This window comes from Agrobacterium sp. LAD9 (genome assembly GCF_003031125.1).
Lineage (GTDB): Bacteria > Pseudomonadota > Alphaproteobacteria > Rhizobiales > Rhizobiaceae > Agrobacterium > Agrobacterium radiobacter.
On the sequence record NZ_PHGS01000015.1, the window covers coordinates 179,857 to 197,334 of the forward strand.

Here is a 17,478-nt window from a genome sequence, read left to right on the forward strand (position 1 = left end):
GGCTGCACTGTTGATATCAGCAGCCTCATGCGAATCTCTTTTTCTTGCGGAAACGGCGTCAATGTAACTTCGGTCTGCTTTTTCCGCAAGCAGAGACCGTTTTCCACGCTCCGTTAACTCAGCATGGCATGCTGGCCTCCATAGTGTCCTTACGCCCTCTCAACTGCGCCAGAAGCATTGTCTGCAGGTCGAAGCCGCCTTCCTGCGCCTTACGGGTCAGATTGCGCAGATACCCGCCAAGCGAACTTATCTGGTCTGCTTTCTGCAGAAGGCAGGCGAGAATGGCTGCGGTTCCCTGTCGGCCAAATGTGGCAAGCGCATCCTGATAGGCGGACTGGCTGATGTTGAACATGGTTTTGATCACCGATGTCGCCACTTCCAGATCGCGCCAGCCTGTAACCGCTCCGCCTGGGGCATAGAGCGTGATATCAGGGCAAGCCTTCAAAACCAAAACAATATCAGGAACAAAAAATTGCTTATGAAGAACAGGCTTTGGCGATGGCGGTGAAGGTTTTGCACTGATGGGTGCCGCATATGCCGGCTGGGCGCTTACCGTGCTGGCAGGTGCAGTGGTTACCGGTTCGTGCAAATCCTGCCGTTTAGATATGGATTCGGATTCTGAATTCTTTATGAGGCGCTCATTTTGGCAGTCATTGCCGCCCAAATTTTCCGATTTTTCAATATTTTCCAGATAGTTGGTTACTTCAGCACGCAAAGAGGCCAAAAAACCGCCGATTTCTTTGAGTTCCGCGGGCTTGGAATTGCGACCGAGAGAGCGGGCAATGGCGTTGTAACGTGTCTGAAACCCTTCGAAGGCTTCGACCTGACCGCTCGCAGCAATCATGTCGCAGAGTTTCTGGATATCGCGGCGGCAAAGGCTGATACTTTCACGAAGCCGCTGAAGATCGAGCCGCTCGCTGACGATGCGTTCGGCGAGTTCCTCAATTTCCGCTTTGCGGGCAAGAAGCGGTGCCAGCGAAAAACCGTACGCCTCGCTGATTTCCCCTCCCCGGTGTTTGCGGGCGTATCGTTTTCCGTTCGGGCTGTCCTTGCGAATGATGAGGCCGGCTTCGACAAGAGCCGAAAGATGCCGGCGCAATGTCTGTTCGGCCATGCCGTGGGCACGGAGTGACAATTGCGCATTCGACGGGAAGACGACCAAACCGGCTTCGCTGGAAAGTTCGTTCTTGGGATAAAAACTCAAAAGCGCGTTCAGGACCGCAAGCGAGCGATCGGTCACGCCAAGCAAAGGCCTGGCTTCACAGACCGAACGATAGAGTTTCCATTTATCGACCGCTTCGATCTTCTTGTTTTTCTGCGTGGCAAATTGAGTCGCGAGGACGCCAAACGACATCGCTCGCCGCCCAAAGGGCGTCGTTACACATGTGCTGTCCATGTCTTTCACCTTTCACAAGGCAAAAGAAAATCGCTCACCGAAAAATTCGATGCCAAGACTCTTGACTATGATTCGCGGAAATGAGATTCTTCGGGTGCTTAAATCAAAGAAAGGCTTCCGCGCGGCAACGTTCGGGGGCTTTTTTCTTTTGTGATGCGTCTCCTGTTAGTCGTTCGAGTTAAAACTCACTGCTTGGACCGGTATTCGGCAAACAGCGTTTGAAGATGTTCCAGAACGAACTCGGCAAATTCCGGTGCTTCGTTCTTGTCGATAGAGATATCCAGCTTGCGGTCGCTTTCGACGACCTTTGCCAGCCGGCCGCCGGTTTCGGATGACCAGACACCGGTTTTTTTTGCCTGCGCCTTGGGCTTCAGAAAATCCAGAAGCGACTTGAAACGGTCTTCCGATGGCAGGGCAGCAACCGAGGCATCCCTCACATAGGCACGGGCCGCTTCCTTGACCTGAGAAGAGGAAAGCTGATCGGCAAGGTCCATCCAGTTACGACGGCCAACAGTTGGGGCGGGGCCAATAAGATCGACAAGATCCTCCGGAATGCGGCCGACAACCGACAGCATGTTGGAGAGATCGCCCTTGTGCAGCGACATGGCGGCCATGATCGTATCCCGCGGAAACCGTATCTGCAGTTTCTGGGCAAAGCGCGCCTTTTCGATATAGGTGAGATCCCGACGCTCGTTGTTTTCCTGTCCCTGGGCAACGACGAGCTGCTCATCGCTGAGATCACGTACGACGGCCTTGACCGGAATACCGAGGCTGGAGACGGCGCGCAGGCGACGGTGACCAAAGGCGACCTGATAACGGCCGGGGAATTCGGGATGCGGGCGCACCAGAATGGGAACCTGCTGGCCCTGTTCACGAATGGCTTCAACCAGACCTGCATCCGCCTCTTCGGAGGCTGGCATGCGATCAGGTATGAAAGAGGGATCGATATCGGCAGGGTTGAGCGAAACGATCGTGAGACCTTCTGCGAGCTGCCTTTCGATTTCTTCCGCACGCTTGGCGCGTTCCGATACCTCGCTGAGCGACTGGCCGATCATACCAACCGGGGAATTCAGAACGTCGGTCACGAGTTCCGGGGAACCAAGGATGGGCCTGATACGCGGACGCGACCGCTCGGATGCGGTCTCATTGCTGTCGGCGGCCGGAGTGCCAAGATTGGCGAATATCTGTTTTCTGCTCATGCTGCCCTACCCCACGCTTTTTTAATCAGTCCTTCGATTTCAGCGTTTACGTTGTTCATGGCTTCCAGCGCACGGTCATAGGTGGACCGGGTGAACTGGGTTCTTTCCACTTCGAAAAGTGTCTGGTTGGTCAGTCCGGCATCCGAGACGGCCGTGCTCTTCAGCATCGGGTGGATGAGGACGTTTTCACCGAAAATCGAGCGCAGGAAGGCGACCATCTGGTTCTGCGGTCCGTCGCTCGGTTCAAAACGGGTGATCAGATAACGCATCCAGTTATAGTCGGAACGTGCGCCCGCCCTGCCGATTTCGGCGAGAAGGTCGCCGGTCATGGCAAGGAACTGGTTCATCGACATCACATCCAGCATTTGCGGATGAACGGTGACGAGGACGGATGTGGCGGCGGTCAGCGCCGAAAGCGTCAGATAACCAAGCTGCGGCGGGCAATCGATGACGACGACATCGTAGAAATTCTGCGCCTGGGCAATTGCCTGACCAATGCGGGCGAAAAAGAGTGTATCGCCGGGTGCGCGGCGCATCAGAGCGCGGGGCGTGTCATGTTCGAATTCCATGAGTTCCAGATTGCCCGGAACGATATGGAGATTAGGAATATAGGTGCCGCGAACGATTTCAGCGATCGGCCGGCGTTCGTCATCGTAACGAATGGCGCCATAAAGCGTTTCATTCGGACCGACATCAATCTCTGGCTGATGACCGAAGAGCGCGGACAGGCTGGCCTGCGGATCGAGATCGATGGCGAGCACCCGGTAACCGCGCAGCGCCAGATATTGCGCCAGATGTGCAGATGTCGTGGTTTTTCCAGAACCGCCCTTGAAGTTCATGACGGCGATGACCTGCAACTCTTCGCCATCACGGCGGTGTGGCAGATAACGGCGGGTGCCGCGCGCGCCCTGATCAAGGAATTTTCTGATCTCGTCCATATCCTCAACCGAATAGGAACGGCGGCCGGAGGCTTGGGCCGCATCGAGTTCCGGGCGTTCGGCGGCGATCTGACGAAGATAGGCCTCGCCGATACCGATCAGCCGCGCGGTTTCTGCCGGTGAGAAATGGCGCATGCTCTTTTCGGTGTGTGGTGAAAATGTATTTGCATTATGAGCCTGCAATTGGGCTGACAACGCAGCCGAATGCTGTTGTATAAGACTCGTCAGGTCGGGTGCTCCTGCGGCACGTCTTAAATCGGCACTCTGTGTCATCGGTCTTCTTTCGCTCGAAATTGCAGTAGCGGTTTTTTTCGAAAAAGGCGGTTTTTTCCGCAACTGAGATATAAGCGCCGATTCTCTTTTTGGCGCAATAGGCTTTTTTCTCAGGTGCGAAAGTGCCGCTAAGGCATTGTGGAAGAATCACTTTTGTTTTTTGTGACAGTTTGACGGTTAGCCGCGGCTAACTTCGCCCTGACGATCAGACAGACGGGCGCGGATCGCGTCTTTTCACACAAGGAATGCATGCCCGCGCAGAAGTTTGCCGCGGCCAACTTTTTGGTTTTGACCCACGGCACATCCGATCATCCCGCGGCAAAAAGTGAAGGGTGGACATTCGCGGATGTTTAATCTCTACTCATTGACTAGAGTATCGTTGGGTTCGACGCCCGTCGTCTGGCTGTTCAAGCTGTCGCAGGTTGGAGGAATGAATGTCCTATGATGTCGCTCTCGTCGGGTCGGGTTTCTCGGCCATTTGTACTGCCGCTCATCTTTTATCGTCCCTGCCGGCGGAAGCCTCGATCGCTATCGTGGGCGATGAATCGGATTTCGGGCGCGGCACCGCCTATCGTACCGAACTTCCCTATCATCGGCTGAATGTGCCAGCCGGGCGAATGAGTGTCTTCCCTGACCGCCCCGGTGATTTTGTCGACTGGTTGGCGGAAAATGGGATAGCGGAGGATCCTCTGCTGTTCGCCTCGCGTGGAGACTATGGTCTTTATCTTCGCGACAGGCTGGCGGGTTTGCTTAGAAGTAGGGAGCAACGGGCGCGGGTGGATTTCGTTCGGGCCAAGGCTTCGGCCTGTCGCCCGGATGGCAAGGGTGGATTCTCTTTCGCTCTGGAGAATGGCGAGCAGCTGCGCGCGCAAAATGTCGTTTTGTGTCTCGGTGTCGGCGCGGCGAGTTTGCCGGTGCAAACTGTCGCGAGGGAAGAAGAGGGGCCACAACGTATCATCGGTCACTGCTGGCAGCCGGGATGGCTGTCCAAAGTCAAGGCCGGAGATCGCATCTGTATTCTGGGTTCGGGTCTGACGATGATCGATCAGGTTCTAACCCTGCGGGGAAAAGGGCATCAAGGCCCGATCCATGTTCTCTCCCGACGCGGCCTGGTGCCGCATCCGCATGTCAGCCCGCCTGCTCCCCCCACGGAGCCTGAGCTGCCTGATGGCTCGACGGAGATCAGCCTATTGCTGCAGTCTCTACGCAAACAGGTCAGCGATGGCGCACCGTGGCGCACCGTTATGGATGGTTTGCGGCCGAAAACACAATTGCTGTGGCAACGCCTTACACCTGCGCAGCGCAGCCGGTTTCTTCGGCATGCCTTGCCTTGGTGGAATATCCATCGGCACCGCATCGCGCCTGAGGTCTCTGGTGCTTTCGAGAAGTTGCTCTCGGACGGCATTCTGGAAATTCATGCGGGTTACCTCCGGTCCATAGACGAAGGGGAGGAGGGGATTGCCGTGCGCTACCGCCGCAGACATACACAAGTGGTGAGGGAACTTCAGGTCGATTGGGTCGTCAATTGCACGGGCATGGAGCGGGCCGGCATCGGTCATTCGCGGCTTCTTGAAGCCATGTGCGGCGAGGGTGTTATTTCACTCGACCCTTTCGGGCTCGGGGTCGAGGTTGACGACCACTCCCATTTGCTGCGGACGGACGGACGAAGCTGGCCCGGTCTTTTCGCTGCGGGTGCGCTGACGGCAGGCCGGTTCTGGGAGATAACCGCTGTTCCGGATATTCGTGTGCAGACACAGAAGATCGCACGGGAGATTACGCGGAGAGTGACCGCGAATGATCGGGTTGCTGCACAGGGCTGATCCGGCCGAAGAATCGACCATAGCGAGAGGTGCCGTCATAACAGACATTCTCGGCGCCTCTTGATTCTGATGTTAGCCGCGGCAAACTTTTTCTTTGAATGAATGTGCGGACTATTCATTGGAGGCCGAATTCGCGGATTCGAGGCGGCTGATGAATGTCGCGTGGGCTTTCCGCACGATAGCAACAAACGTTCTTTGGTGAAGTACCGCTTTTTGCCTTCAAAGCGCGCATTCCCGCAATCAACTGGGGTAATAGAACGAGACCGTCTTTGCGGGGTAATGTCCGCGATTGCTAAATAATTTACATAGCTTATGGAAGTTCGTCATAAAAGAGGCTATAAACCCTGTAAATTTCTGAAATTATGAAAATAATTTGCGAGGACCAATGCAGAAACAGAAACTGGTAAGATACGAGACGGCGGACAGTCAGGCCGGCGGACAGCGTCGGCCATTTGCCAAGGCCGTTCGCGCCGGTGATTTCGTTTATGTTTCGGGGCAGGTGCCGACTGTTGATGGCGAGGTCGTGACCGGCGGAATCGTGGCGCAGACCGAGCAGGTGGTCGCGAATATCAGGGATGTTCTGGCGCTGGCGGATTGTACGCTTGCCGATGTGGTCAAGGTCAATGTCTGGCTGGATGATGCGCGGGATTTTTCGAGCTTCAACGCCGTTTTCCAGAAATATTTCATCGATCATCCACCCGCGCGCTCGACCGTGCAATCACCGCTGATGGTCGATGCCAAGGTGGAAATGGACGTTATCGCTTATAAGCCGCTGGCTTGAAGCCCAATTTGCCTATTTTTGAGAGTAAATGATGACCTATCCCTGGCCTGATGCGGGCACACCCCTCAATGCGATTTCGACGCCAATGCCCGTCATTGACGAGGACAGGCTCAGTGCCAATATCCTCAGGGCGCAATCCTATCTGGATGAACACGGTAAGGCTTTCCGTCCGCATATCAAGACGCACAAGATACCGGCTGTCGCAAAACAGCAGCTGCAGGCCGGCGCGATCGGCATTAATTGCCAGAAAGTCAGTGAGGCGGAAGTTTTCGCGGATGCCGGTTTCGATGATATCCTGATCACCTACAATATTCTCGGTGCGGCAAAGCTTTCGCAACTGAAGGCGTTGAATGCGCGCATCGGCGGGCTGAGCGTGGTTGCCGATAGCGCGGTCACGATTGCCGGTCTTGCCGATACATTCGAGGCGGCAAAGCCGCTTGCCGTACTTGTCGAATGCGATACGGGCGGCAAGCGCTGCGGTGTGCAGACGCCGGAAGCGGCATTGGCGCTTGCGGAAAAGATTGTTGCGGCCCCGGGCCTCACATTCAAGGGTATTTTGACCTATCCGGCACCTGATGGGGCCGAGACGGTGGAAAACTTCCTTCGCAAAACCATGGCGTTGCTTGCGGCAAGGGGCATTGACTGCCCGGTCCGTTCCAGCGGCGGTTCGCCCGATTTTTATTCCGCCCATCTCGTTCCTTCCGCGACCGAACATCGGGCAGGCACCTATGTCTATAATGATCGCGCCATGCTGCGCGCGGGACATTGCACGGCAGGCGATCTCGCCATGCATGTTCTCGCCACCGTCGTTTCGAGGCCTACGGCCGATCGGGCCGTGCTGGACAGCGGATCCAAGGCCTTGACCTCGGATCTCCTGGGTTTCAGCGATTATGGGCTGATCGAAGGTTATGAGGGCGCAAAAATCGTCTCGCTTTCGGAAGAACACGCCGTCGTTGATCTGTCCGGCTGCGCCTCCGGGCGGCCTGAAATCGGTGATGTGGTCAAGGTCGTGCCAAACCATACCTGCGTCGTCAGCAATCTTTTCGACAGGATGGTTTTCCATCGAAACGGTGTCGTAACACGCGTTGAGAAGGTCGCAGCGCGCGGTACCGTCTGGTAAAGTTACCCGGCTAATTAAACTGGAATCGGAAGCTGCGAAAATGCAGATACCGGCAACGAGAATCTGGAAATATGCGCATCTTCACGGCGTCGCTCGCCACTGAAACCAACACGTTTTCCCCCGTGCCGACGGATATGGACGCTTTTCGTGCGGCTTTTTATGCCGGGCCGGGCGAGCATCCCGAAACGCCGACGCTCTGCTCGTCGCCCGTGCCGATCCTGCGTCGTCGCGGCAAGGCGGAAGGGTTCACGGTGATTGAGGGAACCTCCTGCTGGGCGGAACCGGCGGGACTTATCCAGCGCCAGACTTATGAAACGTTGCGGGACACGATTCTTGCCGAACTCGCCGCCGCCATGCCCGTCGATGCCGTGGTCCTTGGCCTGCATGGAGCCATGGTGGCGCAGGGTTATGACGATCCGGAAGGCGATTTCCTCTCCCGCATCCGCGCGATGGTTGGACCGGAAGTGCTGGTCGCGGCGGAATTCGATCCCCACAGCCACCTGACGGCGCTCCGGGTCAAAAATCTCGACATCATGGCGACGTTTCTGGAGTTTCCGCACACGGATTTCGAAGAGCGCGGCGAACATGTGGTGGAGATGGCGCTGCGCACGCTTCGGGGAGAGATCAAACCGGTCATCTCGACTTTCGATTGCCGCATGATCACTATTTATCCCACCAGCCGCGAGCCGATGCGTTCTTATGTCGACCGGCTGAAGGCAATGGAGGGCAGGGACGGCATCCTGTCGATTTCGGTCATTCATGGTTTCATGGCCGGCGACGTACCGGATATGGGAACGCGCATCGTTGTCGTCACCGATAATAACAGGGCGAAGGGTGAGGCGCTGGCTGAAAAGCTCGGCCGCGAGCTCTATGCCATGCGCAAGCTGACAGCCATGCCAATGCTGGATACGGAAACGGGTCTCGACCGGGTTCTCGCCATTCGCAGCGGCAATCAGGAGAAGCCGGTCGTGGTATCGGACATCTGGGACAATCCGGGTGGCGGTGTCGCCGGTGATGCCACCCATATTCTGCGGCGCATGGTGGACCACGGCATGGACAATTTCGCTGTCGCGACGATCTGGGACCCGATCGCCGTGTCTTTCTGTCACGCGGCGGGGGAGGGTGCCGAGATTGACCTGCGCATCGGCGGAAAATCCAGCCCGCAAGGCGGCGAACCGCTCGATTTCCGTATAAAGGTGATGCGCACGGCCGAGGCCGGCTGGCAGAGTTTCCGCAACAGCCGCGTAACACTCGGCCGCGCCGCTGTCGTGCGGCCGCTCGGCACGGAGATCGATATCATCCTCATTACCAGCCGGACGCAGACTTATGAGCCGGATATCTTTTCCAATCTAGGCATCGATTTCGCGAAAAAAGACGTGCTGCTGGTCAAGTCGACCAACCATTTCCATGCCGGCTTTGCGCCGGTCGCCTCCGAGATCGTTTATATCGCGGCCCCGACGTCCTATCCGACCGATCCGGCAAAAACGCCCTATCGCAAGGCGAGCCTCGAGCTTTGGCCACGGGTGGCTGATCCGCTGGGCCTGGATTGAGCGGCAGCCGTTCGAGCACTATCGGGACGGAACTCTGAAGCCTTTTTCTGGAAAGGCTTCAGAGGCGCTCAAGCGTGATCAGGAAAAACGCGCTTTCGTTTTGACCTGCTTCGACTGTGAACGGTAAGCCGCCTTCGATCAGCAGACCATCCAGCTTCCCCAGCTGCTCCTTGCCGTCACCGGTGGAAACCGTCAGCGGATCGAGTGCCAGGATAAGTGTCGTGTTGCCGCCTGTTTTCCCCGAAAACGGCCCGGAGTGCCTCCTGACGACATGGCGAAAGGTCGAACGGCGGGTCATGACGTTCAGATCGGTGATCGCGCCGTCGGATAAGATCGCATTGACGGGAACATCGGCCGGAAAGGGCAGGGGCTGGCTTTCCACGGTCAGCATCAGTGGATCGGCGGCCGCAATTGCCAGCGCCATGCCGTTTCCCTCAAGAATGGACAGGGTGCGGTCTATTCCGGGAAAGATCGAAAACGGCCCGTCGCTTGCGACCGTCGCCATGCTGATACGCCAGTCGAAATCATCGACGGAAGAGCCTGGCGGAAAGATGGCGATTTCCACGGTCTCGCCGCCGCCGTTTTTCCAGGGCATTCGCTTGTAGTCGCTTGTGCGCAGCAGGGTCATGGTTGTCCACTTTTGAAAGATCGGCCGGAAACGGTGTTCCCCATTTCCGGCCGTGGCAGGATCAATTGCCGAGGATGCCGGGCAGGCGCAGGCCCTGTTCCTTGGCGCATTCCACGGCGATGTCGTAACCGGCATCGGCATGGCGCATCACGCCGGTTGCCGGGTCGTTCCAGAGCACGCGCTCCAGCCGGCGGGCCGCATCGTCGGTGCCATCGGCGCAGATGACCATGCCGGAATGCTGCGAGAAGCCCATGCCGACGCCGCCGCCGTGATGCAGCGAAACCCAGGTCGCGCCGGATGCCGTGTTGAGCAGCGCATTGAGGAGCGGCCAGTCGGAAACGGCGTCCGAGCCGTCCTTCATGGCTTCGGTCTCGCGGTTGGGCGAGGCGACGGAGCCGCTGTCGAGATGGTCACGGCCGATGACAACAGGCGCCTTCAGCTCGCCGTTCTTCACCATTTCATTGAAGGCAAGCCCAAGACGATGGCGGTCGCCAAGGCCGACCCAGCAAATACGTGCCGGCAGGCCCTGGAATGCGATGCGCTCGCGCGCCATGTCGAGCCAATTGTGCAGATGCTTGTTGTCAGGCAGCAGTTCCTTCACCTTGGCGTCGGTCTTGTAGATGTCTTCCGGATCACCTGACAGGGCCGCCCAGCGGAACGGGCCGATGCCACGGCAAAACAGCGGGCGGATATAGGCCGGCACGAAGCCCGGGAAGGCAAAGGCGTTCTCCAGCCCCTCATCCTTGGCGACCTGGCGGATATTGTTGCCGTAATCGAGCGTCGGAACGCCGGCGTTCCAGAAATCGACCATGGCCTGAACATGCACCTTCATGGAGGCGCGCGCTGCGGCGGCAACGGCCTTCGGGTCGCTTTCCTGCTTGGCACGCCATTCGGCAACGGTCCATCCGGCCGGAAGATAACCATGGACGGGATCATGCGCCGAGGTCTGGTCGGTGACGATATCGGGACGAACGCCGCGACGGACGAGTTCCGGGAAGATTTCCGCCGCATTGCCGATCAGGCCGACGGATTTCGCCTCGCCCGCCTTGGTCCATTGGTCGATCAGCGCCAGCGCCTCATCGAGCGTATGCGCCTTCGCATCGACATAACGGGTACGCAGACGGAAATCGACGCGGGTTTCATCGCATTCGACGGCAAGGCAGCAGGCGCCGGCCATGACGGCGGCCAGCGGCTGTGCGCCGCCCATGCCGCCGAGACCGCCGGTCAGGATCCACTTGCCCTTCAGGTTGCCGTCATAATGCTGGCGGCCGGCCTCGATGAAGGTTTCATAGGTGCCCTGCACGATGCCCTGCGTACCGATGTAGATCCACGAACCGGCCGTCATCTGGCCGTACATGGCAAGGCCCTTCTTATCCAGCTCGTTGAAGTGATCCCAGTTCGCCCAGTGCGGCACGAGGTTGGAATTGGCGATCAGGACGCGCGGCGCATCCTTGTGGGTGCGGAATACACCGACCGGCTTGCCGGACTGCACGATGAGGGTTTCATCCTCGTTCAGATCTTTCAGCGTGGCGACGATGCGGTCGAAATCGTCCCAGGTGCGGGCAGCGCGGCCGATACCGCCATAAACCACCAGCTCATGCGGGCGCTCGGCGACATCGGGGTCGAGATTGTTCATCAGCATGCGCAGCGGGGCTTCCGTCATCCAGCTCTTGGCATTGAGTTCAGTGCCCTGCGGCGCGCGGACATCGCGAATATTGTGGCGTGGATTGTTCATGTGTTTTCCCCTTATCGTTTCGTGTCGAGCGCAAATTTTTCCATGCGCGTGAGAATGGTTTTGAGATGGGAGCGAAGCCGGTCGGCCTTGCCCGCGTCATAGGCGAAAGGCGGCGTCTCGGTTTGAAGATGGGTGGACTGCGCCAGCTCCATCTGGATGGAGTGCACGCTGCTCTGCGGTTTTCCGTAATGGCGCGTCGTCCAGCCGCCTTTGAAGCGACCGTTCAGGATGCTGTCGTAACCCTCTGCAGCGGCGGTCGCTTCGACAGCGATTTTTTCGATCGCGGGGTCGCAAGTTGCGCCCATATCCGTGCCGATGTTGAAATCCGGCAGCTTGCCTTCGAACAGGAAGGGAATATGCGAACGGATCGAATGGCAATCATAGAGAATGGCGATGCCATGAATGGATTTGACCCGTTCGATTTCCGCCGCAAGCGCTGCGTGATAGGGCGCGTGAAAGGTTTCCAGACGGTATGCGATGTCGTCCTGAGTGGGCTCCTGCCCTTCATTCCAGATCGGCTTGCCGTCGAAATCGGTCTCCGGAACAAGCCCTGTTGTGTTCTGGCCCGGATAAAGGCTCACCCCGGCGGGGTCGCGGTTGGCGTCGATCACGTACCGATGAAAGGTGGCACGCACCGTCGTCGCTTCTTGGATCAGATCCGCATAGAGCTCGTGAATATGCCAGTCGGTATCGGCCAGCAATTTGCCGTTTTCGTTCAGGCGTTGCCAGATATCCGCCGGCACATCCGTGCCGGTGTGGGGTAGCCCGAGAATGATCGGCGATGAACCTTCCTTGATGTCAAAGACACGCATCTCAAACCTCCAGCTTCGGCAGAATGCCGCCCGAAATTGCCGAGACCAGAGCGCCGGAAGCGATCAGCTCTGCCGCCGCCTTCAGGTCCGGCGCCATATAACGGTCTTCTTCCAGCGACGGGATCGTGGCGCGTAGCGCGGCAATCACCTTCTGCAATTCGGGGCTGGTTTTCAGCGGCCCGCGTAACTCCACACCCTGAATTGCCGAAAGCGCCTCGATGCCAAGGATAGCGAAGAGATTGTCCGTCATCGGCAGCAGACGTCGTGCACCGTGGCAGGCCATGGACACATGGTCTTCCTGATTGGCGGAGGTCGGCGTCGAATCGACCGAGGCCGGATGCGCCATCTGCTTGTTCTCGCTCATCAGCGCGGCGGAGGTGACTTCGGCGATCATCAGGCCGGAATTCAGCCCTGGCTTCTTGGAAAGAAAGGCCGGCAGCCCATAGGAAAGGGCCGGATCGACCAGAAGCGCCACACGACGCTGGGCGATCGCGCCGATTTCGCAAATGGCAAGCGCCGTCTGATCGGCGGCAAATGCAACCGGTTCCGCGTGGAAATTGCCGCCGGAGACGACGGAATTGTCTGAAAGCACCAGCGGATTGTCGGTTACGGCATTGGCTTCGATTTCCAGTGTGCGGGCCACCTGCCGCAGAAGATCGAGGCAGGCGCCATCCACCTGCGGCTGGCAACGGATGCAATAGGGGTCCTGCACCCGCTCGTCGCCCTCGATGTGGCTAACGCGGATTTCCGAACCATCCAGCAGATTACGAAGCGCCGCTCCCGCGTCAATCTGGCCCTTATGGCCGCGCAGGCTGTGAATATCGGGATGGAAAGGTGCAGACGACCCCATGGCGGCATCGGTGGAAAGCGCGCCGGTGATAAGCGCCGCCTGTGCCGCGCGATGGGCGCGGAAAAGACCGGCGAGCGCCAGCGCCGTCGAGGTCTGCGTGCCGTTGATAAGTGCAAGCCCTTCCTTGGCTGCCAGAACCACCGGGGTCAATCCGGCTTTCGCAAGCGCTTGGCCGGCGGGCAGAAGCGCTCCCTCATAAAAGGCCTCGCCTTCGCCCATCATCACCGCGGCCATATGGGCCAGCGGCGCGAGATCGCCGGAAGCGCCGACCGAACCCTTTTCGGGAATGACGGGAATGACACCCTTCTCAAGCATGGCTTCGATCAGCCGCACCAGTTCCAGCCGCACGCCGGATGCGCCGCGGCCGAGCGAAACCAGCTTCAGCGCCATGATCAGCCGCACGATATTTTCGGGAAGCGGTGCGCCGACCCCGCAGCAATGCGACAGGATGAGATTGCGCTGCAGCGTCGCCACATCGGCCGCGTCGATCTTGATGGAGGCAAGTTTGCCGAAACCGGTATTGATGCCGTAGACCGGCGCATTGCCGGCAGCAATCTCCGCGATGCGGGCTGCTGCCTTTTCAATGCCGGCATCGAAGCTGCGGTCGAGCTTTGCCGTACCGTTTTCCCAGTATATGGTGGAAAGCTCGGCAAGCGTCACGGCGCCTGGATGAAGGGTGATGGCTTTTATGGTCATGGGGAAACCTTCTGTCCCTTGAAAATACGGGCATGGAGCGGATTAAAACCGATGCGATAGACAAGCTCGGCCGGACGCTCGATATCCCAGATGGCAAAATCAGCCGATTTTCCGGCCTCCAGCGTGCCGGTTTCCGCAAGCAGGCCGAGCGCCTTTGCCGCATTGCGTGTCGTCGCCGTCAGACACTCTTCCACGGTCATGCGGAAAAGCGTGGCGCCCATATTCATGGTCAGCAGCAGGGAGGTGAGCGGCGAAGTGCCGGGATTGCAGTCCGTTGCGAGCGCAATGTCGGCTCCGGCATCGCGCAGTGCCTGTACCGGCGGCAGCTGCTTTTCGCGCAGCGCATAAAAGGCACCGGGAAGAAGCACGGCCACGGTTCCTGCTTCCGCCAGCGCCTTCGCACCGGCTTCATCAAGATATTCCAGGTGATCGGCCGACAGCGCATTATAGGATGCCGCAAGCTCGGAACCGCCAAGGTTGGAAAGCTGCTCCGCATGCAGCTTGACCGGAAGTCCGAGCTGTTTAGCGGCCTTGAAAACCCGGTCGATCTCCGCGACGGAAAAGGCGATGCCTTCGCAGAAGCCGTCAACCGCATCCGCCAGTCCTTCCGCATGCGCCTTTTCCAGCCCCGGCAGAACAACGTCGCCAATATAATCGGCGTTACGGCCCTTATAGTCTGCAGGTGTCGCGTGTGCGGCGAGATAGCTGGTGACGATACGCACCGGCCGTAATGCCTCAAGCCTGCGCGCAACGCGCAGCATCTTCAGTTCGGTTTCGATGTCGAGACCGTAACCGGATTTGATTTCGACTGTGGAAACGCCTTCGGAAAGAAGGGTGTCGAGACGCGGAAGCGCCTGCGCCACCAGAACCTCTTCCGAAAGCGCGCGCGTATCGCGCACCGAAGAAACAATGCCGCCGCCGGCCTTGGCGATCTCTTCATAGGTCGCACCGTTCAACCGCATCTCGAATTCCATGGCGCGATTGCCGCCGAAGACAAGATGGGTGTGGCAGTCGATCAGGGCAGGGGTGATCCAGCGGCCGCCGCAATCGGTGGTGTCATCGGCTGTCGCCAGATCGGCGGGCAGATCGCTTTCAGGACCAGCAAAGGCGATGCGGCCGTTACGTACGGCAATCACGGCATTTTCGACGGCGCCGATGCCATCCATGTCGGGGTTGAAGCTTGCCAGCCGGGCGTTGCGCCACAAAGCCGTGGCGTTCCCCGTCGCCGTTCCGTTTGCAGATTTGTTCCCTGGCATTTGCTTTTCGCCTTTCCTTTGTGAGTTAAATGTATATACATAATAATCGGCTTGGCAAGCTGCAATTTCGCGTTTGAAATAGCCTTGCCGGACAGAACCAAAGGAGAGGGTGGCATGACGGCAATTCACGCGGGCGCAGCGCTTCTGGCGGGTGGATGGGCGAAGGATGTTCGCATCATCTGCGATGACGGCGTTATTTCATCCGTCGAAACCGGTGTTTCCCCGCAGCCGCAGGATGAGCGTCACGCCGTCATCGTTCCAGCCATGCCCAATCTCCACAGCCATGCCTTTCAGCGGGCCATGGCCGGGCTTGCCGAAATCCGCGGCCCGGGTGACGACAGTTTCTGGAGCTGGCGCACCGTCATGTACAAATTCGCGCTCTCCATGACGCCTGACCATGTCGAGGCCGTTGCCGCCCAGCTTTATATGGAAATGCTGGAGGCCGGTTTCGGAAGGGTCGGCGAATTTCACTATCTGCATAATGACAGGGACGGTTCGCATTACGGCAATATCGCCGAAATGGCCGAACGCATCGGCGCGGCCGCGTCGCAGACGGGCATCGGTCTCACCTTGCTGCCGGTCTTTTACGCCCATTCCGGTTTCGGCGGCCAGACTCCGATCGATGGGCAGAAACGCTTCATCCATTCGCTCGACAGTTATGGAAAGCTGATGCAGGGCGCACAGGCCGTGGCGGACAAATTGCCGGGTGCGGTCCTCGGCATTGCGCCACACAGCCTGCGTGCCGTAACCGGCGACGAGCTGGCAGCCATCGAGCCGCTGGCAAAGGGTGGGCCGATCCATATTCATGTGGCGGAACAAACGAAGGAAGTGGACGATTCACTCGCTTTTTCCGGTGCGAGACCGGTGGAATGGCTGCTTGAAAACGCGCCGGTCGATGGTCGCTGGTGCCTTATCCACGCGACACATATGACGGAAACCGAAACGCGCCGTATGGCGAAAAGCGGTGCAGTGGCCGGTCTTTGCCCGATCACCGAGGCTAATCTCGGCGACGGTATTTTCCCGGCTCCGGCGTTTCTCGGCGAAAACGGCCATTACGGCGTCGGATCCGATTCCAACATTCTGATTTCCGTGCCGGAAGAATTGCGAACCCTCGAATATTCGCAGCGTCTCTCACATCGGGCACGCAATGTCATCGCCGATGCCGGCCATTCCACGGGAGAAAAACTCTTCCGGCAGGCGCTCGAGGGCGGCGGAAGGGCTCTGGCGTCGCCAAATGGTCTGGAAAGCGGGAAAAGTGCGGATTTTGTCGCTCTTGATGTTTCCGCCGTTTCTTATCTTCCGATATCCCAGTTTCTCGATCAGTGGATATTTGCGGGTGGTGTTGGCGTCGATTCCGTTTGGGTGCGTGGCAAAAAGCGTGTGCAAGCCGGCCGGCATATCCACCGTCGTGAAATATCCGATCGTTTCAACAAGGTCATGGCCGAACTTCTCGATAGCTGATATGGGCTCGGCAGAAACGGGAAAAAGCCAGTGGGGAAAGGCATTGCGGACGTGATGAAAGCAGCGGCCGGGCAAACCCTGCACCAGCGTATCCTCAGCGACATCGAGGGCCGGATCGTTTCGGGAGAATGGCCGCCGGGCCACCGGCTGCCTTTCGAGGTAGACCTCGCCGATCAGTATCACTGTTCGCGCATGACGGTGAACAAGGTCATGGGCCAACTCGCCAAGGCCGGCTTGATCGAACGCCGCAAGAAATCCGGCAGTTTCGTTCGCCAGCCGCAGATCCAGTCTGCCGTTCTGCAAATTCATGACATCGGGGCGGAAGTCGAATCCCTTGGCCTCGAATATGGCTTCAAGATCCTGGAGCGCGAAAAGCGCAGCGCCAAAAGCGGGGATCGTGAGCGGCTCGACGTTTCCGTCGGCACATCGTTGCTCGAGATTCTCTGCATCCATTTCGCCGGTGCGCGCGAATTCTGTGTCGAGCAGCGTCTTATCAGTCTGACGGCGGTGCCGGAAGCGGCTGAAACCGATTTTACCGAAATTGCGCCGGGCCCCTGGCTGCTTGGCCATGTTCCGTGGAGCACTGCCGAACATCGGATCAGCGCCGAGGCGCCGTCGAAGGAGATCGCGCGCCTGCTCGGCATCTCCGACAGGCAGGCCTGTCTTGTGGTCGAGCGTCGTACCTGGAGCAATTCCGGTGCCGTGACCTATGTGCGCTTCACCTATCCTGGCAATGCCCATGCTCTGGTCGCCCGTTTCAGCCCGTCTTCCGACTGATATCCGCAAGGTCTCTCGCGTCCTTTAATTGCGAAATGGAAACCCTATATAGGGGAAGGCTAATCCCACTTATCGTTTGCACGGCGAAAGTCGTTAAAATCCGTTAATCTGTACGATTAATCTCAAATTCCCTTTTAAAATCAGTGATCTGTCACATTTCTTGATTTTTTTGATATTGCTGTGTTG

At 58.3% G+C, this 17,478-nt stretch carries 14 protein-coding genes; 6 read left to right on the top strand and 8 right to left on the bottom strand.

Translation table 11 applies throughout. The annotated features are described in order from the left end of the window. Nucleotides 1-118 precede the first annotated feature (118 nt). From repC to repA, 3 genes are all read right to left on the bottom strand, one after another. Nucleotides 119-1,396, bottom strand: coding sequence for a plasmid replication protein RepC (gene repC / locus DA915_RS17310; protein WP_107676717.1), 1,278 nt, complete (start codon nucleotides 1,394-1,396; stop codon nucleotides 119-121). Nucleotides 1,397-1,581: 185 nt separating this feature from the next. After that, on the bottom strand, nucleotides 1,582-2,595 hold the full coding sequence (gene repB, locus DA915_RS17315; RefSeq protein WP_003505821.1) for a plasmid partitioning protein RepB: 1,014 nt from the start codon (nucleotides 2,593-2,595) through the stop codon (nucleotides 1,582-1,584). After that, nucleotides 2,592-3,806: a plasmid partitioning protein RepA gene (gene repA / locus DA915_RS17320; RefSeq protein WP_026363408.1), complete on the bottom strand. Its 1,215-nt coding sequence runs from the start codon at nucleotides 3,804-3,806 to the stop codon at nucleotides 2,592-2,594. The genes repB and repA overlap by 4 nt, the downstream gene beginning before the upstream one ends. A gap of 434 nt (nucleotides 3,807-4,240) precedes the next feature. Here repA and DA915_RS17325 point away from each other — a divergent pair, with 434 nt between their 5' ends. The 4 genes from DA915_RS17325 (at nucleotide 4,241) to DA915_RS17340 (ending at nucleotide 9,077) form a co-directional block, all read left to right on the top strand. Further along, the gene (locus tag DA915_RS17325; RefSeq protein WP_107676718.1) at nucleotides 4,241-5,626 is read left to right on the top strand and encodes an FAD/NAD(P)-binding protein; all 1,386 of its coding nucleotides are present in this window, start codon (nucleotides 4,241-4,243) and stop codon (nucleotides 5,624-5,626) included. A 385-nt stretch (nucleotides 5,627-6,011) separates the two neighbouring features. After that, nucleotides 6,012-6,407 (top strand): RidA family protein, encoded by a 396-nt coding sequence (locus DA915_RS17330; RefSeq protein ID WP_020009231.1) that lies wholly within the window; start codon nucleotides 6,012-6,014, stop codon nucleotides 6,405-6,407. Nucleotides 6,408-6,438: 31 nt separating this feature from the next. After that, nucleotides 6,439-7,527, top strand: a complete 1,089-nt coding sequence (locus DA915_RS17335; protein ID WP_107676731.1) for a D-TA family PLP-dependent enzyme — start codon at nucleotides 6,439-6,441, stop codon at nucleotides 7,525-7,527. Nucleotides 7,528-7,598: 71 nt separating this feature from the next. Continuing rightward, nucleotides 7,599-9,077 carry a M81 family metallopeptidase gene (locus DA915_RS17340; RefSeq protein WP_107676719.1) on the top strand — a complete coding sequence of 493 codons (1,479 nt, stop codon included), beginning with the start codon at nucleotides 7,599-7,601 and terminating at the stop codon, nucleotides 9,075-9,077. Between the two features lie 58 nt (nucleotides 9,078-9,135). Here DA915_RS17340 and DA915_RS17345 read toward each other — a convergent pair whose 3' ends face one another. The 5 genes from DA915_RS17345 to hutI form a co-directional block, all read right to left on the bottom strand. Next, nucleotides 9,136-9,705 (bottom strand): HutD family protein, encoded by a 570-nt coding sequence (locus tag DA915_RS17345; protein ID WP_107676720.1) that lies wholly within the window; start codon nucleotides 9,703-9,705, stop codon nucleotides 9,136-9,138. A gap of 61 nt (nucleotides 9,706-9,766) precedes the next feature. After that, nucleotides 9,767-11,440 carry a urocanate hydratase gene (gene hutU, locus DA915_RS17350; RefSeq protein ID WP_003505808.1) on the bottom strand — a complete coding sequence of 558 codons (1,674 nt, stop codon included), beginning with the start codon at nucleotides 11,438-11,440 and terminating at the stop codon, nucleotides 9,767-9,769. Nucleotides 11,441-11,451: 11 nt separating this feature from the next. Next, nucleotides 11,452-12,252, bottom strand: coding sequence for an N-formylglutamate deformylase (hutG, locus tag DA915_RS17355; protein ID WP_107676721.1), 801 nt, complete (start codon nucleotides 12,250-12,252; stop codon nucleotides 11,452-11,454). A gap of 1 nt (nucleotide 12,253) precedes the next feature. Further along, complete coding sequence (gene hutH / locus DA915_RS17360; protein ID WP_003505803.1) at nucleotides 12,254-13,798, bottom strand: histidine ammonia-lyase; 1,545 nt, start codon at nucleotides 13,796-13,798, stop codon at nucleotides 12,254-12,256. Continuing rightward, entirely contained in the window at nucleotides 13,795-15,054 is a 1,260-nt protein-coding gene (hutI, locus tag DA915_RS17365; protein WP_107676722.1) for an imidazolonepropionase, read from the bottom strand. The genes hutH and hutI overlap by 4 nt, the downstream gene beginning before the upstream one ends. Nucleotides 15,055-15,168: 114 nt before the next feature. Here hutI and DA915_RS17370 point away from each other — a divergent pair, with 114 nt between their 5' ends. After that, a complete protein-coding gene (locus DA915_RS17370; protein ID WP_107676723.1) occupies nucleotides 15,169-16,515 on the top strand; it encodes a formimidoylglutamate deiminase in 1,347 nt (448 codons plus the stop codon). Nucleotides 16,516-16,569: 54 nt separating this feature from the next. Continuing rightward, nucleotides 16,570-17,292 carry a histidine utilization repressor gene (gene hutC, locus DA915_RS17375; RefSeq protein ID WP_192886586.1) on the top strand — a complete coding sequence of 241 codons (723 nt, stop codon included), beginning with the start codon at nucleotides 16,570-16,572 and terminating at the stop codon, nucleotides 17,290-17,292. Nucleotides 17,293-17,478 lie beyond the last annotated feature (186 nt).